At 60.8% G+C, this 18,859-nt stretch carries 15 protein-coding genes, 1 tRNA gene and 1 pseudogene; 6 read left to right on the forward strand and 11 right to left on the reverse strand.

Annotated features, from left to right (window positions below; translation table 11 throughout):
* Positions 1 to 64 precede the first annotated feature (64 nt).
* Positions 65 to 784, forward strand: coding sequence for a response regulator (locus tag Q1A44_RS00985; RefSeq protein WP_299618280.1), 720 nt, complete (start codon positions 65 to 67; stop codon positions 782 to 784).
* Positions 785 to 827: 43 nt separating this feature from the next.
* Here Q1A44_RS00985 and Q1A44_RS00990 read toward each other — a convergent pair whose 3' ends face one another.
* From Q1A44_RS00990 to katG, 5 genes are all read right to left on the reverse strand, one after another.
* Positions 828 to 1,565 (reverse strand): GNAT family protein, encoded by a 738-nt coding sequence (locus tag Q1A44_RS00990; RefSeq protein ID WP_299618283.1) that lies wholly within the window; start codon positions 1,563 to 1,565, stop codon positions 828 to 830.
* Between the two features lie 53 nt (positions 1,566 to 1,618).
* Positions 1,619 to 2,791, reverse strand: coding sequence for a DUF1501 domain-containing protein (locus Q1A44_RS00995; RefSeq protein WP_299618286.1), 1,173 nt, complete (start codon positions 2,789 to 2,791; stop codon positions 1,619 to 1,621).
* A gap of 11 nt (positions 2,792 to 2,802) precedes the next feature.
* Complete coding sequence (locus tag Q1A44_RS01000) at positions 2,803 to 4,149, reverse strand: DUF1800 domain-containing protein (protein ID WP_299618289.1); 1,347 nt, start codon at positions 4,147 to 4,149, stop codon at positions 2,803 to 2,805.
* A gap of 139 nt (positions 4,150 to 4,288) precedes the next feature.
* Positions 4,289 to 6,145, reverse strand: coding sequence for an aspartate--tRNA ligase (gene aspS / locus Q1A44_RS01005; RefSeq protein ID WP_299618292.1), 1,857 nt, complete (start codon positions 6,143 to 6,145; stop codon positions 4,289 to 4,291).
* A gap of 142 nt (positions 6,146 to 6,287) precedes the next feature.
* On the reverse strand, positions 6,288 to 8,462 hold the full coding sequence (gene katG, locus Q1A44_RS01010; protein WP_299618295.1) for a catalase/peroxidase HPI: 2,175 nt from the start codon (positions 8,460 to 8,462) through the stop codon (positions 6,288 to 6,290).
* A gap of 220 nt (positions 8,463 to 8,682) precedes the next feature.
* Between katG and Q1A44_RS01015 the strand changes: the two genes are divergently transcribed.
* Positions 8,683 to 9,573 (forward strand): hydrogen peroxide-inducible genes activator, encoded by an 891-nt coding sequence (locus tag Q1A44_RS01015; protein ID WP_299618298.1) that lies wholly within the window; start codon positions 8,683 to 8,685, stop codon positions 9,571 to 9,573.
* 84 nt (positions 9,574 to 9,657) lie between these two features.
* Here the strand turns inward: Q1A44_RS01015 and Q1A44_RS01020 are convergent.
* Together Q1A44_RS01020 and phnF are read right to left on the reverse strand one after the other, a co-directional pair.
* Positions 9,658 to 9,734, reverse strand: a tRNA-Met gene (locus Q1A44_RS01020).
* A 117-nt stretch (positions 9,735 to 9,851) separates the two neighbouring features.
* Positions 9,852 to 10,551 (reverse strand): annotated as a pseudogene (phnF, locus tag Q1A44_RS01025) (phosphonate metabolism transcriptional regulator PhnF).
* A 247-nt stretch (positions 10,552 to 10,798) separates the two neighbouring features.
* On the opposite strand from phnF, the gene Q1A44_RS01030 reads away from it, so the two are divergent.
* The 4 genes from Q1A44_RS01030 to Q1A44_RS01045 all read left to right on the forward strand — a co-directional run bounded on the left by Q1A44_RS01030 (position 10,799) and on the right by Q1A44_RS01045 (position 15,113).
* Positions 10,799 to 11,188, forward strand: coding sequence for a VOC family protein (locus Q1A44_RS01030; protein ID WP_299618301.1), 390 nt, complete (start codon positions 10,799 to 10,801; stop codon positions 11,186 to 11,188).
* Between the two features lie 197 nt (positions 11,189 to 11,385).
* A complete protein-coding gene (locus Q1A44_RS01035; protein ID WP_299618305.1) occupies positions 11,386 to 12,561 on the forward strand; it encodes an alpha-D-ribose 1-methylphosphonate 5-triphosphate diphosphatase in 1,176 nt (391 codons plus the stop codon).
* Positions 12,562 to 12,628: 67 nt separating this feature from the next.
* Positions 12,629 to 13,834 (forward strand): alpha-D-ribose 1-methylphosphonate 5-triphosphate diphosphatase, encoded by a 1,206-nt coding sequence (locus Q1A44_RS01040; RefSeq protein ID WP_299618308.1) that lies wholly within the window; start codon positions 12,629 to 12,631, stop codon positions 13,832 to 13,834.
* Positions 13,835 to 13,937: 103 nt separating this feature from the next.
* Positions 13,938 to 15,113, forward strand: coding sequence for a benzoate/H(+) symporter BenE family transporter (locus Q1A44_RS01045; protein ID WP_299618311.1), 1,176 nt, complete (start codon positions 13,938 to 13,940; stop codon positions 15,111 to 15,113).
* A gap of 40 nt (positions 15,114 to 15,153) precedes the next feature.
* Here the strand turns inward: Q1A44_RS01045 and Q1A44_RS01050 are convergent, their stop codons facing one another.
* The 4 genes from Q1A44_RS01050 to Q1A44_RS01065 form a co-directional block, all read right to left on the reverse strand.
* Complete coding sequence (locus Q1A44_RS01050) at positions 15,154 to 16,137, reverse strand: DMT family transporter (RefSeq protein WP_299618314.1); 984 nt, start codon at positions 16,135 to 16,137, stop codon at positions 15,154 to 15,156.
* Between the two features lie 72 nt (positions 16,138 to 16,209).
* Positions 16,210 to 16,572: a hypothetical protein gene (locus tag Q1A44_RS01055; RefSeq protein ID WP_299618317.1), complete on the reverse strand. Its 363-nt coding sequence runs from the start codon at positions 16,570 to 16,572 to the stop codon at positions 16,210 to 16,212.
* 128 nt (positions 16,573 to 16,700) lie between these two features.
* Positions 16,701 to 17,804 (reverse strand): 3-isopropylmalate dehydrogenase, encoded by a 1,104-nt coding sequence (gene leuB / locus Q1A44_RS01060; RefSeq protein ID WP_299618320.1) that lies wholly within the window; start codon positions 17,802 to 17,804, stop codon positions 16,701 to 16,703.
* 54 nt (positions 17,805 to 17,858) lie between these two features.
* Positions 17,859 to 18,854, reverse strand: a complete 996-nt coding sequence (locus tag Q1A44_RS01065; protein ID WP_366942589.1) for an endonuclease/exonuclease/phosphatase family protein — start codon at positions 18,852 to 18,854, stop codon at positions 17,859 to 17,861.
* Positions 18,855 to 18,859 lie beyond the last annotated feature (5 nt).

Raw genomic sequence — 18,859 nt, forward strand, 5'->3', positions numbered from 1 at the left:
GCGTTAACGTACTGTTAGCCAACGGTGCGTAACGATGGCGCAGCACCATATGCAGGAGGATGTGATGGATACGACTGACCCGTTCAAGCCGAATTACCCCGCACCCACGGCGATGCGCCCGTTGCTGGGCCTGACCGTCCTTGTGATCGAGGACAGCCGCTATGCCTGCGAGGCGATGCGCCTGCTCTGCTTGCGCAGCGGGGCGCGGATCAGGCGGGCCGACACCTTGCGCGCCGCGCGCCGACATCTACAGGTGTACCGCCCCAGCGTGGCGATCATCGACCTTGGCCTGCCTGATGGCAGCGGTGCCGATCTGATTGCCGAACTGGCGCAGGCCAGCCCCCGCCCCGAGGTGATTCTGGGCACGTCAGGGGATGACAATGGCGAAGCGGCCGCGATGGAAGCTGGTGCCGATGGGTTCCTTGCCAAGCCGGTGACGGCCCTTGCTCTGTTCCAGGACCGCATCCTGGCCAACCTGCCTGACGACCGCCGCCCAACCGGGCCACGGGCCGTGACCCAGGATGTGGTTAATCCCGACCCGATCGCTTATCGCGATGATATGGCCCATGTCGCGGACGTATTGGACAGTGATGGTGACACCCGGACGCTGGATTATATCGCCCAGTTTCTGGGCGGCGTGGCCCGCAGTGCCGAAGACAATGACCTTATTCTGGCCGCTGACGCCTTGGCCGCGAAACGCGCACGCGGTGATGCTGCGGCTTCAGAGGCGGCGGTTGTCGCGGGTCTGGTGCAGCAGCGATTGGCGGAAAAGATCGCAATTTGAAACAGCAGGCGGTGCGCGCCCGAGGGCGAACAGACCGCCGTGCTCAATGGTGCGCTGCCCCGTTGAGCGCCGGATCATCGGCCACCCGGACCAGGCGGGTCAAATCCGCCAGGCTCTCGATCTGTTTTCCGTCTGCGTCAAAATTCGATGGGTTCAGCCATGCGCCAAAGGCTTCTTTCAAGGCGGGCCATTCCTGGTCGATGGCTGCGAACCAGGCGGTGTCACGATTGCGCCCTTTGACAACGGTCGCCTGACGAAACACCCCTTCATAACTCAGGCCAAGGCGCTGCGCCGCGCGGCGTGACCCCATGTTCAGCGCATCGCATTTCCACTCGAAGCGACGATAGCCTGCATCGAAGGCCCAAGTCATCATCTGGTAGATCGCCTCGGTCCCGGCTCGGGTGCGTTGCAAAGCGGGGCTAAAATTGATGTGCCCCACCTCGATGCTCCCCGCCTTGGGCGCGATCCGAAGAAAGCTTGCCACCCCCTCAAACGCGCCGCTGTCCCCATTGCGAATGGCATAGAATTGCGGGTCAGACGCGGTTTCCGTCTCGCGCACCCACCGGTGATACTGCGCCGAGGATGAAAACGGGCCATAGGAGAGGTAATCCCATACGTGGTCATGCCCAACGAAAGAGCGAAACAGCAAAGCGGCATGTTTTTCAGCCACCAAAGGCTCCAACCGACAATACCGGCCCGTCAAAACAGTCGACGTGTCTGGCGGCGGGGGCGGCGTCCAATCGGGAACCGGGTTGGCGTTGATCTGATAGAGCGATGACATGCCCGAACGTTAGGCAGAGTTCCGCCCAAGGCCAAGCGGTTTTGACCGCGCGACTACAGCAACAGACCCGCATCGCTGCCCAGATCAACCCCCGGGAAGATCGCGTTTTCGATCACGGATTGGTCCAAGCCCATCAATCCACGCATGATCCAACCCGTATGGGCGCGCACGTCACCCGTCGGCATCAGGTCGCGGTCTTGGTATAGCGCACCGTCCCCCAGGCCCGGCCAATCGCCATAGACCCGACCACCCCGAATGGCGCCACCGGCCAGCACCATCAGACCCCCGGTGCCATGGTCCGTTCCCCGTGTGCCATTCTGGCGCGCAGTTCGCCCAAATTCTGTCATCGCGATAACGGCAGTTTTTTTCCATGTGTTCCCGCGCATCTTGGATTTGAGGGTCGTCAGGGTCTCCGCCAGACGTTCCAGCGCGGGGCGCAAGGTGTTGCCCTGATTGCTATGGGTGTCCCAGCCATTCAAGCTGAACGCGGCGATCCGCGCGTCTTTAGACAATTGCTGGGCTGCAAACTCCGCGACCTGGACATAGCCGGGCACCCGTTGCGTCACGCCTTCGCGGCTCGCTTCGGTCAGCAGTTGCGCCTCGTTAAGAGCATTGAGCATGGCGGGATCGGATGCCGCGACAAGTTCCATCAATCGGATCGCCTGCGGGCTAAGCCGCAGCTCGGACCCCGGAGCCCAATTGGCAACCTCTGCGGCCCCTTGCAGCACCTGCATGTCCCCGCGCCCAATGGCATAGGCGGTCTGGGCATGCACGCCGGGCACGGCCTGCAACATACGGTTCAGCCAGCCATCACGCGCACCCACCAATTCTGATGTCCCTGCCTCCAGCAGGTCCTGCCCGTCAAAGTGGCTGCGCTTGTCGCGGTAAGGGGTCGACACCGCGTGAACAAAGGCGAGTTGCTGCGCCTCCCACATGGGCACCAGCGGGGCCAAAGCCGGGTGCATCGCAAAGTAGCCGTCAAGGTCGATCGCGCCACCTTGCGGGCCAGCCGACAGATCACCGCGCAAAGTCCGCAAGGCTGGATCGCCATAAGGTTGCACCGCGTCCAAGCCGTCCATCCCGCCCCGCAGAATGATGACCACGAGGCGCGTGTCCCACGGCGTTTGCGCAAAGCTGACCGGCGTGATCAGCGGGCTGGCCGCCAGCGAACAGCCCAACAGCCCAGTGCGGGTGAGGAACGTGCGGCGCGACAGTTCAGACGTCATGGGCAGGCTCCTTATCGGCGTTGAAAGGCGGGCGACATCAGCACAAGGCCGATGGCTTCGGGTTTGCTTTCGGCAGCGGCGGCGGCAAATCGTACCGCGTCATTGCCATGTCGGCCGAGCGCGGTTTCGACAAATTCACGTGGATCGGGCAGTGCACCGCCCATGATCCGCTGCGGCATCACCATGGCCCAACGGACGCGCGCGGCCAGACCCTGAGGCGTGATCCACTCACCGTCCTCTTCGGGCCAGCCGTCCGGCCCGCCGGGGCGCTCCCATTGCTGTCCCATAAGGACAAGGCCGGTTGCAAAAACCTGCCTGAAGTCCCTCTCTGTGAACGCGGCGAACGCTCCGTCCGGCAGGCCGAGGCCCCGTAGAGAAGACGAGACAAAATCAATCGGCGGCTTGAAGTTGACCAACTGGGGTGCCCAGGCCGCCGGGTGCGTTACCAGCGCCTCATAGAGCGACATCAACTCGCCGCCGGATTTGGCAAAAGCTGCTTCGATATGGTCGACCAGATCAGGGTCCGGATCGTCCGTCACGAAATGCACGGCCAGTTTATGCGCGATATGCCGGGTTGTGGCCGGATGGGTTGCCAGATCCGACAAAACCGCCCTGACAGGCGCCACGTTGTAAGCATCAGGGTAAGTCTTGCCCAAGACCGTTTCCGCCCCAGGCTCGACAAAATCCTTGCGGAATTTGAAGCCGTTGCGCGGTTGGAACGACATGCCGGTAAAAAGCTCTGCCAGCTGGGTAACGTCCTCTTGGGTATAGGGCCCGTCCACACCAAGCGTATGCAATTCCATGACCTCGCGGGCGAGGTTTTCATTCAGCCCACGCTTCTTCTTGGGCCCCATTTTGGCTGCCCGTTCGCTTTCCGGCCCCATGGACTGGATTTGATCAAGGTAGTCCAGCATGAGCGGGTGCATCACAGTCGCCTGCAAGAGGTCGGCAAAATTGCCGTTCAGGTTGGGGCGAATGGCATCTTCGATATAGGGCGACGTGGCGCGGCGGGCGACGCCGGCCTTGCCCAAGGCGGTAAAGTGATCCGCCCAGAAGGCCACCAACCGTTCTCGAAAGGCGGTCGGTGTATGCGCGCGGCGCAGCATGGTTTGACCCAACCACTCGAACATCGCGATCCGCGCTTCCTTATTCAGGACGTTGCGCTGTTTGCGTGCGGCTGCGGCGGCTGGCGTGCCTCGGTTCTTGCGCCGGATCGTTATCTGCTCACGGACGGCGACCATGCGTTGGCGAAAGATGCTGAAAGGTTCGATGGGGAACCGGTCCACGATAGCATCCGGCCCTTGCAGGCCGCGCAGCATCGCGTCCACGTCCGTGGGGCCAGGCACCAGGGGCGACATCCCATATCCGAACCGGATTTCCGCCAACTGACGATCAAACTGCACCACGCCCAACGCTCACTCACTGCCTCTGCCCATAACATAACAACGGGCGGCACAATTTGCACCGCCCGTTGCCGAGAAATGAGCGCAGGATTGCCTAGTCTTGCGGGATAACCCGAAGTCCAATCTCCATCAGCTGGTCGCTGGTGGGGTCGGACGGCGCGTCCATCATCAGGTCTTCGGCCCGCTGGTTCATCGGGAACAGGATCACCTCGCGGATGTTCTGTTCACCGGCCAGCAGCATGACGATCCGGTCGATGCCTGCAGCACAGCCACCGTGGGGCGGTGCGCCGTATTGGAACGCGTTAACCATACCGCCGAACCGCTTGCGCACTTCGGCCTCGTCATAGCCAGCGATCTCGAACGCCTTGAACATGATCTCGGGCCGGTGGTTCCGGATGGCGCCCGAAACCAGTTCATAGCCGTTGCAAGCCAGATCGTATTGATAGCCCAGCACATCCAGCGGATCGCCCTGCAGCGCTTCCATCCCGCCTTGGGGCATGGAGAACGGGTTATGTTCAAAGTCAATCCTGCCGGTCTCTTCGTCTTTTTCGTAGATCGGGAAATCCACGATCCAGACAAAGGCAAAGCGGTCTTGATCCGTCAGGCCAAGCTCTTCGCCAATAACGTTGCGGGCTCGGCCTGCGACCCCCTCGAAGGACTTCGGCTTGCCACCGAGGAAGAACGCCGCATCTCCCTTGCCAAGACCCAGTTGCTGGCGAATGGCTTCGGTCCGTTCGGGCCCGATGTTCTTGGCCAGCGGCCCGGCAGCTTCCATGCCGCCCTCGACTTCACCGGATTTCAGCTTGGCCTGCGCCTCTTTGACGGTGATCCCCAGCTCTTGCGCCACGGAATCCGCTGTTTTGTCGCGCCAGAAGATGTACCCCATACCGGGCAAGCCTTCTTTCTGGGCGTAGGCATTCATGCGGTCACAGAACTTGCGGCTACCGCCCGTTGGGGCAGGGATCGCGCGCACTTCGGTGCCTTCTTGCTCCAGCAGTTTCGCAAAAATCGCAAAGCCAGAGCCGCGGAAGTGTTCGGAGACCACCTGCATCTTGATCGGGTTGCGCAGGTCGGGTTTGTCGCTGCCATACCAGAGGGCCGCATCGCGGTAGCTGATCTGCTCCCAACTCTCGGGTGCGTCGACTTTCTTGCCACCGCCGAACTCTTCGAACACGCCCGCCAGAACGGGGGCGATGGTATCGAATACGTCCTGCTGCTCGACAAAGCTCATTTCGAGGTCAAGTTGATAGAAGTCGGTGGGCGAACGGTCAGCGCGCGGGTCCTCGTCGCGGAAACAGGGCGCGATCTGGAAATACTTGTCAAAGCCCGAGACCATAAGCAGCTGTTTGAACTGCTGCGGTGCTTGCGGCAAAGCGTAAAACTTTCCCGGATGCAGACGCGAGGGCACCAGAAAGTCACGCGCGCCTTCGGGCGAAGACGCGGTGATGATCGGCGTTTGATACTCGCGGAACGCGCGATCCCACATGCGCTTGCGGATCGAGGACACAACGTCCGACCGCATCTTCATGTTGGCCTGCATCTTTTCCCGGCGCAGGTCGAGATAGCGATAAGTCAGCCGCGTTTCTTCAGGGTATTCCTGATCGCCGAATACCATCAGGGGCAGTTCGCCCGCAGGCCCAAGCACCTCAAGGTCACGGACGTAAACCTCGACCTCGCCTGTGGGCAGCTTGGGGTTGATCAGGCTCTCGTCGCGGGCCTTGACCGTACCATCGATGCGAATGCACCACTCGCTGCGCAGCTTTTCCACTTCGGCAAAGACAGGGCTGTCGCCGTCGCACAGAACTTGCGTGATCCCGTAATGGTCGCGCAGGTCGATGAACAGCACGCCGCCATGGTCGCGCACCCGGTGCACCCAGCCCGACAGGCGAACGGTGTCACCCACATTGGCCGAGGTCAGCGCGGCGCAGGAGTGTGAGCGATAAGCATGCATGGGTTGGTCCCTTCGGGCGTATAAAGATCGGCGCAGATACACCGGGGCGGGGGTGGAAAGTCAAGGCGGCAAGGGCATGTCACAAACGTAAAACGCGGGCCCTTTGCAAGGCCCGCGTCTGTCTTTGCCGTTTGAAGGCGTCTTAGGTGACGTCGAAACGATCCGCGTTCATCACCTTGGTCCAGGCGGCAACGAAGTCATGCGCGAACTTCTCGGCATTGTCGTCCTGAGCATAAACCTCGGCATAGGCGCGCAGGATCGAGTTGGAACCAAACACCAGATCCGCGCTGGTCGCGGTGAATTTGGTGTCGCCTGTAGCGCGATCGCAGATTTCATAGACCCCGTCCGGACCGGGCTTCCAGACATATGCCATGTCAGTCAGGGTGACGAAAAAGTCTTGCGTCAGCTGGCCCACCCGGTCGGTGAACACGCCATGGGAGGTGCCGCCATGGTTGGTGCCCAAGACCCGCATACCACCCAACAGAACGGTCATTTCCGCCCCTGTCAGACCCAAGAGTTGGGCCCGGTCCAGGAACATATCCTCGCGGCTTTTCTTGGCCGTGTCGGCATGCCAGTTGCGGAACCCGTCCGAGACTGGTTCAAGCACGTCAAAGCTGTCGACATCCGTCATTTCGTCGGTGGCGTCGCCACGGCCCGGGGTGAAGGGCACTTCGATGTCGAACCCGCCTGCTTTAGCTGCAGCCTCAACACCCATGTTACCCGCCAGCACGATCACATCCGCAATGGATGCGCCGGTGTCGGCGGCGATGGGCTCCAGCTTGGCCAGTACCGCGGCCAGGCGCTCGGGCTCGTTGCCCTCCCACCCGTTTTGCGGTGCCAGACGCAGGCGTGCGCCATTGGCCCCGCCGCGCTTGTCCGACCCACGGAAAGTGCGGGCACTGTCCCAAGCGGTCGTGATCATGTCAGCCTGGCTGATGCCAGCGTCCGCGATCTTGGCCTTGACGGCGTCCACGTCATAATCGGTTTTTCCAGCGGGAACGGGATCTTGCCACAGCAAGTCCTCGGCCGGAACGTCGGGGCCGATATAGTTGACCTTGGGGCCCATGTCGCGGTGCGTCAGCTTGAACCAGGCACGCGCAAATGTGTCGCGGAAATAGGCCTCGTCCGCCATGAACTTTTCGCAGATTGCGCGATAGGCCGGGTCGACCTTCATCGCCATATCCGCGTCAGTCATCATGGGCATTGTCCGGGTAACGCCATCTGTGGCGTCCACGGGCATGTCTTCTTCCTTGATGTCGATGGGCTTCCACTGGTTGGCACCGGCGGGCGATTTGGTCAGTTCCCACTCGTAGCCAAAGAGCAGTTTGAAATAGCCCATGTCGAACTTGGTCGGCTCGGTTGTCCAGGCCCCTTCGATGCCAGAGGTCACATGCGAATTGGCATCCGCCGTCTGGTTCGGGTTGGCCCAACCAAAGCCCTGTGCCTCGATGCCTGCGCTTTCAGGCTCGACGCCCAAAGCGGATGCATCACCATTGCCGTGCGCCTTGCCGACAGTGTGGCCGCCTGCGGTCAGCGCGGCGGTCTCTTCGTCGTTCATCGCCATACGGGCAAAGGTTTCACGGACGTGCAGTGCGGTGCGGGCCGGATCAGGATTGCCGTTCACTCCCTCGGGATTCACATAGATCAGCCCCATGTGCACCGCCGCCAGTGGGTTGGACATGGTCGAGGGGTCGTCGAGATCCTCATAGCGGTTTTCTGACGGGGCCAGCCATTCGTCTTCTTCGCCCCAGTTGATGTCGGTTTCTGGCGCCCAGATGTCAGCGCGGCCAAAACCAAAGCCAAAGGTCTTCAGGCCCATTGATTCATAGGCCACATTGCCCGCCAACAGCATCAGATCCGCCCAGGAAATCGCATTGCCGTATTTCTTTTTGATGGGCCAAAGCAAACGACGCGCCTTGTCGAGGCTTGCGTTGTCAGGCCAGGAGTTCAGGGGCGCAAAACGCTGGTTGCCGGTAGAGCCGCCACCGCGCCCGTCAAAGTTGCGGTAGGATCCAGCCGCGTGCCACGCCATCCGGATCATCAGGCCGCCATAGTGTCCCCAGTCCGCAGGCCACCAGGGTTGGCTATCAGTCATCAAAGCGTGCAGATCCGCCTTGATCCCGTCGAAATCTAGGCCCTTGACCGCTTCGCGGTAGTCAAAGTCGGGGTTCATCGGATCGGTCGGTTTACCATGCTGGTGCAGCACGTCGACCTTCAGGGCGTTGGGCCACCAGTCTTCGTTTGTGCGGCCGCCAAATGTGGTTGCAAGGCTTGCGCCATGCATGACTGGGCATTTGCCAACGTCGTTTCCGTCCATGATGTTCTCCGTTCTGGGTAGGTTCTGTTTTCGGTTCGAGAAAGAGCTAGGCCCGATTTTGAACGATTCTAGACTTGCGTTCAAATAAGTCAGAGACGCCCCACAACACGCAGGACCACCGATTCGACTTGTGGCCAACTCTCCCAAATTAAAATCATCCTAACAAAGGCCTACCATAAACTTAAGTTGCATTTTCTGATGGTCGTCATAATTTCAGACTATGAATAATATCACCTTGAAACAGTTACGATATTTTGAAGCCCTCGCGGCAGAGGCGCATTTTGGCCGTGCCGCAGATGCCTGCGCAATCTCTCAGCCCGCCCTGTCGGTACAAATCAAAGAGTTGGAGCAATCTCTGGGCGTTGCCTTGTTCGAACGTGGGCCAAGACAGGTCCGGCTGACCGCCTTTGGCGAAGAATTTGGTGCCCGCGCCCGCGACATCTTGCGTGCAGTGGACGGTTTGGGCGATTTGGCCCGTGCCACCCAATGCGGGCTGGTCGGCCGTTTACGCATCGGCGTCATCCCGACCATCGCCCCTTATCTTTTACCCACGCTCATCAGTGATCTGGCGACACGTCATCCTGATCTTGACGTGCATGTCCGCGAAACCGTCACCGCCCGCCTGGTTGATGAATTGCACGCAGGCAAGATTGATACCGCTATCGTTGCCTTGCCTATTGCCGATGCCGCGCTGACCGAAACGGCCCTTTTTACCGAAGACCTCGTTTTGGTGCGCCCTGCTGCCGATGCGGCATTGCCAACCCCTGATCAGGCGGCCTTGCGCGATATGCGCCTGTTGCTGTTGGAAGAAGGGCATTGTTTTCGCGATCACGCCCTGTCGTTCTGCAATATAGGCGGCGGGCGTCCGCGCGACGGGTTGGACGGCACATCGCTGTCGACGCTTGTGCAAATGGTGGGGGCCGGTATCGGCGTGACCCTCATCCCGGACATGGCGGTCGAGATCGAAACAAAGTCCGCACCCGTTGGCATCGCCCGCTTTGCCGAACCCCAACCTACACGAACGGTGGGAATGGTCTGGCGCAACAGCAATCCGTTGGCAAACCAGCTCACCGAACTGGCTGCAATCGTTCAGACCTGTGCAGGGCATTGAGCACTCTGCGCGCACCTGCTTGGCCAAACGAAGCACGGACAAAAAACAAACGCCCCACAGTCGAAACTGCAGGGCGTTTGTTTTTGGTTGCGGGAGTAGGATTTGAACCTACGACCTTCAGGTTATGAGCCTGACGAGCTACCGGGCTGCTCCATCCCGCGCCATTTGGTTTGCGCGGTTTAGTCCCTTCCGCACGGGACCGCAAGGGCATCAAACGTGAAAGGTGTCAAAAATGTTGGGACATGCTAGCCTCTCGCGAAACAGGCGCGCTTGCCGCATCAGGTGTCGAGCGTCAGAGTTACTCTGTCCCCGACTAACCACGACCGGCCATAGTCCACCTGTTGGCCAGCTTCATCCACATTCAGGCCCGTGAAGCGTGGCAGCGGATCGCCCTCGTTCACCAAAAGATGCAGCGCTTGGGTCGCGTCGGCACGCTCCGCCGTCAGTCGCGTGGACGCCAACCAATTGAAAGGCCTCAGTCACGCTGGTGATCTCGCGCAGCGCGGCAGTGATGCCGGGCAGCCGGGACACCGGAAACACACTTTCGAACACCGCGATGGGGTGGCCATCTGCCAAGGACAGCCCGTGATGGGCACAGACCAGCGCCTGTGACCCAATCCCGAGGGCCTGCGCCTCCACTTCAGTGGCCGCACGCTCCTCGACTTGGGGAAGTTACTTTTCCGGCCGACGACCCGCAGCGATCAGGTTGTCATGAAACCGGACGCGGTTACCGATTGGGTAGTCCGTGGGCTTGGCGGCTAAAAATGCACCGGCACCACGACGGGTTCGGATCAACCCCTCGGCCACGAGCGCCGATATCCCGTGCCGCACTGTATGACGGTTCACGCCAAAGCGGTGGGCGAGGTCCGCCTCTGTCGGCAGCTTGGCACCCAGGCCATACCGTCCTTCAGCCAGTTCGCTGCGCAAAGCACTCGCAATGGCCTGCCAGATTGGGGTTTTGCCCGAGGTCTCACTCATTTTTGGCAAATCTCTTCTGTCGCTTGGCCACAATTCTGATAAGATATGTATAGTTGTATAGGATTGGGGCAAGTTGTCGAGATGCAAAGCGCCTTTGACAAAAATACCAGGCGCGGCGCGAGGGCTGCCGAAGTTGATCAACACGGCAGGCGCGCCCCGAAAATTCGACGAATAGTCAGTTCGGATGCTCCGCCGCAAAGGATAACCTGACCGGTTGGCCAGCAACACAGCCTCGAAAGGATACAGTATGACAACTCTTGGCATTGACCACCTGGGCCTGACCGTTACGGATCTTGGCGCTTCGACCCGATTTTTCACCGATTGCCTCGGCTGGGAGGTGTTCGGCCGCAACGCAGACTACCCGGCGGCCTATGTCACCAACGGTCATGCCAAGCTGACGCTCTGGCAACGGCGCGGCGACGGGGCCTTTGACCGGCACAATAATTGCGGCTTGCACCATACCTGCCTGAAAGTACCGGACGAGGCAGCGCTTGGAATCCTGTTCGAAAGGGTCAAAGACTGGCCCGGCGTGGGCGTTGAATTCGAGCCTGAGTTCTCCGGCAAAGGACCCAAGATGCATTTCATGATCGCTGAGCCGGGTGGCACGCGATTGGAGTTTTCTTATGACCCGCGCTAGCGCCTACCTACCGACCGACCGACCGAAACACGCTGCGAATGGGCCAAGTTAGCGCCGCCCCATGACCCAAGGACGGTTGATTGCAGTTGTGGGCCCCTCCGGAGCTGGCAAGGACAGCGTAATGGCAGGCGGTCGCACATTTGAGAGCAGGGGCGCTCGCAGGCCCTAACACCAAGGTCAAGGATCGAGAGACAAACATGGCGTCTACACACTCCTTCAGTGCGAACACACTGGCTGGCGACCTTTGCCTGGCCAATGCCCGTCTGGTGCTGCCCGACAGGGTCATCACCGGGGCGCTCACGATCACGCAAGGAACGATCTCAGATATTACTGAGGGGGACACCGTGCCCACCGATGCGATGGATTGTGCGGGCGATCTGGTTTTGCCGGGGCTGGTTGAGCTGCACACTGACAATGTCGAACGCCATATCGAACCACGTCCAGGCGTGGATTGGCCGCACCTGCCTGCACTGCTGGCTCATGACGCCGAACTGGCCTCGACCGGGATCACGACCGTGTTCGATGCGATGCGCGTCGGTTCGATTCACAATGGCAAGGGCCGCTACATCGACTATGCGCGCAGCTTGGCAAACGAGTTGTTGGCCGCACGCGCAGAAGGGCTGTTCAAGATCAGTCACTTTTTGCATCTACGAGCCGAGATTTGCTCTGAAACCCTTTTGGAAGAGTTGGCCACCTTTGGCCCCGAGGATCGGGTCGGCATTGTCAGCCTCATGGACCATACCCCGGGGCAGCGGCAATTCCGGGATATGGTCGCAATGAAAAACTATGTGACCAAGAAGCGCCACATGGGCGACGCCGAGTTCACTGCCCATGTCGAAAACCTCAGAGGGCTGCAAGCGCGCTTCGGGGCCAAGCACGAGGCCGGTGCCGTGGCTGAAGCAGGCCGCCTCGGCGCCGTATTGGCCAGCCATGACGACACGACAACCGCCCACGTGGCCACCTCTGCCGACAATGGCGTGGGCTTTGCCGAATTCCCCACGACGGTCGAGGCCGCCCAAGCCTGCCATGACAGTGGTATCGCGGTGATGATGGGCGCACCGAACCTGATCCGGGGCGTTTCGCATTCCGGAAATGTGGCAGCCCACGACCTCGCCAAGGCCAACCTTTTGGACATCGTCTCGTCGGATTACGTCCCCTCGGCGTTGCTGCTGTCGGCCTTTCGATTGGCCGAGATTTGGGATGACCTGCCGCGCGCTGTTGCGACCGTGACCCGCAATGCAGCGCGCGCCGCGCGCCTGACCGATCGTGGAACGTTACAGGTCGGAATGCGGGGCGATGTCTTGCGGGTGGGCGCCTTTGACCGGACCCCATTGCTGCGCGGGGTTTGGTGCCAGGGCAACAAGATCGGTTAACCTCATGGCTCGTATCCGTGTCAGACACGGCAGGCTGTAAAGGCCTCATATTTCGGAATGACGTTCAATGATCACTTTTCAAGGCGCGCAGGTTTATCTGCCCGACGAGATTGCTGAAACCACCGTCACCATGTCCGGCGACACGATCGTCGAAATTGGTGGACCGCAGCAGGGCGAGATAATTGACGCGCGCGGCCTCATCCTGGCCCCCGCGCTGATTGATGTGCATGGTGACGCGTTCGAGCGGCAGATGATGCCGCGCCCGGGCGTCTTTTTCCCAACAGACACCGCCGTGATCGACACTGATCGGCAATTGGCGGCAAACGGAATCGCAACCGCCTATCACGCTGTTACCCTGGGATGGGAGCCGGGCCTGCGCGATGTGGATCGGGGCCGCGCGTTGATTCAGGCCATGCGTGATCTTGCCCCGCGGCTGACTGTGGAAAACCGGATACAGCTGCGTTGGGAAACCTTTGCCTTTGAAGCACTGGAGGTGATCGCTTGGGCCCTGGCAGGGGCCCTTTTACCGTCGCTTGCATTTAACGACCACACGTCGATGACGATGCGCGCCTATGACATGCCGATTCAGGATCGCGCCTTTGAGCAGTCGCCCGAATTCGCTATCGCGGCGCTGGATGATGACCGGATGCGCGCGCGCACCGCGTCCAAGGCGCATCGGTCCGGCATGGACAATGACGCATATATCGCACTCTTGGCCAAAGTATGGGACCGCCGCAGCAGCGTACCAGAGACAATGGCGCAGGTCGCGCGGATGGGCCAGGATGCAGGCGCACCGATGCTCAGCCACGATGACACAAGGGCCGAAACGCGCAACTTTTACCGCGATCTGGGCGCGGCTGTTGCCGAATTTCCGATGACGATGGAGGCGGTAAATACAGCGCACGCAAATGGTGATCCCATCATCTTTGGGGCACCGAACGCCACCCGTGGCGGCAGCCATATCGGGTCGCTTGCTGCGGGTGACATGGTCGAGGCGGGACTTTGCGATGCGCTGGCCTCTGATTACTTTTACCCCGCGATGCTGGCCGCCATTGCCCGGTTGAACGCTGAGCGTCGCGCGGATCGGCTGGCGCTCTGGTCCCTTGTGTCAACAGGGCCTGCAAGGGCGATGAACCTGAGTGACAGGGGCGATATACGCGAAGGCCAACGGGCTGATCTGGTGCTGGTAGACTGGCCCGACGGCGCGGCACCCGCCATTCAAGGCACATGGGTCGCGGGGCGCTGCGCCTATCGGGGCATGCCTGCGGGCTAATGACCTATGCTTTGTCAGTGGCGGTCGGCATTTAACTGTGGGACACTCGTTGAGCGTCTGAACCGTCGCGTAATTCCAAACCACCATCCAAGAGCTTTGACTGATGATTCGTGACCTGTCTGCACCCGCAATCTACATGGGGCTGCTGGCGGCCTTTGTGGGCTATGCCGCCTCCTTCGCGATCGTTCTGGCGGGACTTAAGGCTGCGGGCGCAACCGACGCGCAGGCCGCCACCGGCCTCTTTTTCGCCGCCATCGGGATGGGAGTCTGCAGCATCTGGTTGCCCCTCGTGACACGCATTCCGGCTGCGGTGGCCTGGTCGACGCCGGGGGCCGCGTTTCTAGCCGCAGCGGCCGTTCTGCCGGGCGGGTTCGCCGAAGCCGTGGGCGCCATGATCGGTTGTGCAGTGCTGATCGTTGTGACCGGCTTTGTGCCCGCTCTTGGGCGGATCGTCACCGCGATCCCAAAACCGATTGCCAACGCACTGCTGGCGGGTGTCCTGCTCAAGCTGTGCTTTGCACCGGCTGTGGCCTTGGGGTCGATCCCGCTGCTGGTCATGCCGGTTCTGGCAGCTTGGTTGCTTGGCTTGGTCTGGCACCGGTTGGCCGCCATGCCCCTTGCCGTGATCGCCTTTGTCATTGTCCTTTTGTTCACCGCTGACACATCCAGCAGCGGAGCAAACGTTGACCTGACGGCTTTTCCTGCGCTGGAATACGTCTGGCCGATTTTCACGCTCCAATCCATTATCTCGATCGCGCTCCCGCTTTATCTGGTGACAATGGCGGGCCAGAATATTCCGGGCTTTGCCGTGCTTGAGTTGAATGGCTATGCAGTTGACCGCCAACCCTTGCTGCGCCGGACGGGGCTGGTGAGTTGCGCCATCGCGCCCTTTGGATCCATTCCGGTCAACATGTCAGCCATCACTGCCGCCATGATGGCAGGCGAGGACGCGGGCCCTGATCCGGCCACGCGCTATTGGTCCGCCGTTGTGTCGGGGGCGGCCTATATCGGCCTTGCCTGCGCTGCGGGCATCGTGGCGGCGGCCGCGAGCCTTGCGCCCATTGCGTTGATCACGGCCGTGGCTGGCTTGGCGCTTGTCCCGGCGCTCGTCAGCTCCCTATCTGGTGCGTTCAGCGACCCAAAACAACTGGAAAGCCCGGCACTTACCTTCCTGATTGCAGCGAGCGGCATGACCCTGTTTGGCATCAGCGGCGCGTTCTGGAGCATCGTTGTCGGGGCCGTCATTTGGATAGCAAAATCAGCAACGCAAAGGGCCTGACCCGTGTTGCGCACACCAATCGAAAAGCAGTCGGCAGGTCCTACTCTGGCAGCCGCTCGTTCTGGGGTGCCTTGTCCCGCGCCCGACCACTGGTCATCATGGAACTGATCCGAAAGGCCGACGGCGTGCCCACGCGGCTGCGGGTCCGCAAAACCGGCGTGTTCTCAGAATTGCCCGACCGGCTTTCGCGGAACACGATGAACAGGCCCGACGCAATGATGATTGCAGCCCCGACCGCCGTGGCCTTGTCGATGCTTTCGTTGAAAAAGATCAGGCCATAGACCGATGCCCAGATAATCTGGGAATATTGCATTGGGGCCACGATGGCCGCCTCGCCTGTCTGATAAGCGGCGATGATGAAGCGGCCCGCAATCCACGCCATCGCCGAAACAATGGCCAGCAGGCCCAGATGCTCAATCGGCATGGGTTTATAAACAAAGGCAAGGGCCGCGCCCATTACGACGAAATTCGCAACCATAGGATAAAGCAGGAGCACAACGGTCCGTTCTTCGGCCCCGATCTTGCGCACCACGATCGAGGCCACAGACCCTGCCACAGCCGCCACGATGGCCGCCGCATGGCCCAGCGTCAGATCCGTGGCACCGGGGCGCAGCACAACCATCACGCCTGCAAGACCCACGATCACCGCCAGCCAGCGCTGCAGGCGCACAGTTTCGCCCAGGATCGGGATCGACAGCACGGTGATCAGCAATGGCGTAGCAAAGAGGATCGCATAGGTCTGCGTCAGCGGCAGCGCCGAAAAAGCATAGAAGGCGGACACGCCGGTGATCACCGCGCCCACTGTCCGCACCGCCATCCACCACGGATGCACGGGCAGCAATGTTCCAGGCTTTGCATCCCGCATCAACATCACCGTGGCCAGCGGAAAGCTGAGCAAGACGCTGAAAAACACGATCTGGATCGGGGAATAAAGAGCGCCCAACGTCTTGATGAAAACGTCATGGGTCGAAAACAGCCCAAAGGCGACCAAAGCCAGCACAGCGCCTTTTACATTCGGAGACATGGCGGACCCTTTGTGTTTGTTCGCGTGCTGCATAGTGCACCCACGACCGACATGTCTATGCTTGGACCGCGATTAAATGGCCAGTGCCCCGCGCCCGAAAATGAACTGCCATTTGCTGCCATCCGACATGGTGACAAAGCCGGATCCGGCAGTTTCTGACTGGAAAAAGGCCGTGCCGATACCGCGCAGCCCATTGTTGCACACCACTGGAAAACTGACGGTGCTGATGTCGGCAAATTTGTCATACGTACCTGTGCAAGTGGCCTTGCCATTGGTGGCCTGAAAGCTGCCGCCATGCAGGAACGTGTTGCTGGCCGCACCGCGAAACGTCATGCCGTCCTCACCGATTACCGTCACGGGATAGGCGGTATCGCAGGCGCTGATCACTAGGCAGCCCAGGCCAAAAATGGCCAGTTTCGCATTAAAACCAAACATTTACGCATCCTCACGCTGTTGTAACACTGTGAAACGAACTGGTGATCGCCACAGGTTGCAACAAGTAAGGTATTCCTGCCCTGACAGTTGGTGCGGGATTTGCTGGTGCGCGCATCCCGCCGCCCGGATCAGAGGCTGGCGTCAAGCGCTGCCAGGATCGCGTCACCCATTTCCGTCGTGCTCATCGGTGTGCCGCCTTCGGGGCCCATCAGGTCGGCGGTGCGCGCGCCACCGGCCAGAACGCTTTCAATCGCGGCCTCAAGGCGCGCGGCCTCGTCGCCCTGATCAAAAGAATAGCGCAAAGCCATGGCAAAGCTCAGAATACAGGCAATCGGGTTCGCCTTGCCCTGGCCCGTGATGTCGGGCGCAGATCCGTGCACCGGCTCATAAAGCGCCTTGGGGCGACCATTGGCCATCGGCGCGCCAAGGCTGGCCGAGGGCAACATGCCAAGGCTGCCAGTCAGCATCGCGGCACAGTCGGACAGCACATCCCCAAAAAGGTTGTCGGTAACGATCACGTCAAACTGCTTGGGCGCACGCACCAGCTGCATCGCGCCGTTGTCGGCATACATGTGGCTCAGCTCGACCTCGGGGTAATCAGCAGCAACACGGGTCACGACCTCGCGCCAAAGCACACCGCTCTCCATCACGTTCGCCTTTTCCATGGAGCAGAGCCGCTTGTCGCGGCGCATCGCCAGTTCAAAGGCAGAGCGCGCGACGCGCTCGATCTCGGATTCCGTATAGCGTTGGGTGTTGATACCCACACGCTCGTTGCCTTCTTCAAAGATACCGCGCGGTTCGCCGAAATAAACGCCAGAGGTCAGTTCGCGCACGATCATGATGTCGAGGCCCGCCACCACTTCCTTTTTCAGCGAGGAGAAATCCGCGAGCGCGTCAAAACACTGCGCCGGGCGCAGGTTCGAGAAAAGGTCCATTTCCTTGCGCAGGCGCAAAAGTCCCCGCTCAGGCTTGAGCGAAAAGTCCAGTTCGTCATATTTCGGGCCGCCCACGGCGCCCAACAGCACCGCGTCCACTTCCAAAGCGCGTGCCATGGTGTCGTCATGCAGCGGCGTGCCGTGCTTGTCATAGGCCGCACCGCCCACCAGATCGGTTTCCACGTCAAAAGGCAGATCGCGTTTCGCGCCGAACCAGTCGATGACACGTGTGACTTGGGCCATAACTTCGGGGCCGATGCCATCACCTGGCAGGATCAAAAGCGACGGATTGGACATGTGGGCAACTCCTTTGAAAACTCGCATTTCGCCTACCTGCCGGGCGCGGCAGGGTCAATAACCGAGGTCAACCCAAACCAGCCTGTGACGACTGGCCGTGGCCACCGTTTCGGCGAGGGGATCATTCGGTTCGGGCCAGAGCACGCCCGCATCCTGCACCGTCCAATGGGTGGAGGGCAGGACATAATCCACCCGCAGGTCGCCAGGTACCGGGTCAGACCAATCCACGGTATCGGTGCCCGACGCGCCCTGAGGCGTGACATCCTGGACACGCGGATCAGCCAACAGGTTCAGAATGGCCGATTTGATCCCCTCACCATCAACCGGATCCAGGTTGGCATCCCCGGCAATGACAAATGGCCCTGTCGGCGCGGGGCCAACATCGCCATTCAACACGTGCTGCCACAGCCGGATTTCGTCGTGATTGCGGCGGCCATTGCGATCCTCGACACCATCAAACACCGGCGGGCTGGCGTGAAACACCATCAAATCGAACCGTGAGCCCGGCACATCAACGGGCACGATCCAGTGACCGGTCGTGGACAGACGCAGCGCAGCCTGCGCCTCGGCTGAGGGGAAGGGGCCATCAGCGGTGACGGGTAACAGCGGATCGGGAACATCGACCCAGAGGATGTCTGACAAATTGCGGACCTGATCGTCCAAGATGGGGTACCGGGACAGGATCGCCATGCCGCCCTGCCCCGAAAACCGGCCGTAGCCTTGCGCATCTGCGGGGCCACCCAAGCGCCCGTCATCATTCATGTCGAAGGGCGTGGGCATACCGGTATTGGGACGCAGCGCAAAATGGTGGGGATAGCCTGTTGCTTCGGCGAGCAACGTCAAAGCTTCGCCGGTCAGATCGTAGTCGATGCTTTGCAGGGCAAGTACGTCCGCATCTGCGGCGGCGATCACCTTGAAGACAGCGGCAATCTGATCATCTGTTCCGCGCGCCAAATCGCGCAGGAACAGACCCGGGCCGTCACGATTTAGTTCGGTATTATAAGTTGCAACGCGCAGGGTGTCTGCCTGCGCCACGACGGCGCAAAGCACGAGGG

Origin of the sequence: uncultured Tateyamaria sp., from assembly GCF_947503705.1 — a bacterium.
Taxonomy (GTDB): Bacteria; Pseudomonadota; Alphaproteobacteria; order Rhodobacterales; family Rhodobacteraceae; genus Tateyamaria.

Excerpts from the sequence above, each read along its gene's own strand:
- katG (WP_299618295.1), bottom strand. The coding sequence starts at position 8,462 with ATGGACGGAAACGACGTTGGCAAATGCCCAGTCATGCATGGCGCAAGC.
- Q1A44_RS00995 (WP_299618286.1), bottom strand. The coding sequence starts at position 2,791 with ATGACGTCTGAACTGTCGCGCCGCACGTTCCTCACCCGCACTGGGCTG.
- Q1A44_RS01015 (WP_299618298.1), top strand. The coding sequence starts at position 8,683 with ATGAATAATATCACCTTGAAACAGTTACGATATTTTGAAGCCCTCGCG.
- Q1A44_RS01040 (WP_299618308.1), top strand. The coding sequence starts at position 12,629 with ATGATCACTTTTCAAGGCGCGCAGGTTTATCTGCCCGACGAGATTGCT.
- aspS (WP_299618292.1), bottom strand. The coding sequence starts at position 6,145 with ATGCATGCTTATCGCTCACACTCCTGCGCCGCGCTGACCTCGGCCAAT.
- Q1A44_RS01045 (WP_299618311.1), top strand. The coding sequence starts at position 13,938 with ATGATTCGTGACCTGTCTGCACCCGCAATCTACATGGGGCTGCTGGCG.
- Q1A44_RS01030 (WP_299618301.1), top strand. The coding sequence starts at position 10,799 with ATGACAACTCTTGGCATTGACCACCTGGGCCTGACCGTTACGGATCTT.
- Q1A44_RS01055 (WP_299618317.1), bottom strand. The coding sequence starts at position 16,572 with ATGTTTGGTTTTAATGCGAAACTGGCCATTTTTGGCCTGGGCTGCCTA.
- Q1A44_RS00990 (WP_299618283.1), bottom strand. The coding sequence starts at position 1,565 with ATGTCATCGCTCTATCAGATCAACGCCAACCCGGTTCCCGATTGGACG.
- Q1A44_RS01000 (WP_299618289.1), bottom strand. The coding sequence starts at position 4,149 with ATGTCGCCCCTGGTGCCTGGCCCCACGGACGTGGACGCGATGCTGCGC.
- Q1A44_RS00985 (WP_299618280.1), top strand. The coding sequence starts at position 65 with ATGGATACGACTGACCCGTTCAAGCCGAATTACCCCGCACCCACGGCG.
- Q1A44_RS01035 (WP_299618305.1), top strand. The coding sequence starts at position 11,386 with ATGGCGTCTACACACTCCTTCAGTGCGAACACACTGGCTGGCGACCTT.
- leuB (WP_299618320.1), bottom strand. The coding sequence starts at position 17,804 with ATGTCCAATCCGTCGCTTTTGATCCTGCCAGGTGATGGCATCGGCCCC.
- Q1A44_RS01050 (WP_299618314.1), bottom strand. The coding sequence starts at position 16,137 with ATGTCTCCGAATGTAAAAGGCGCTGTGCTGGCTTTGGTCGCCTTTGGG.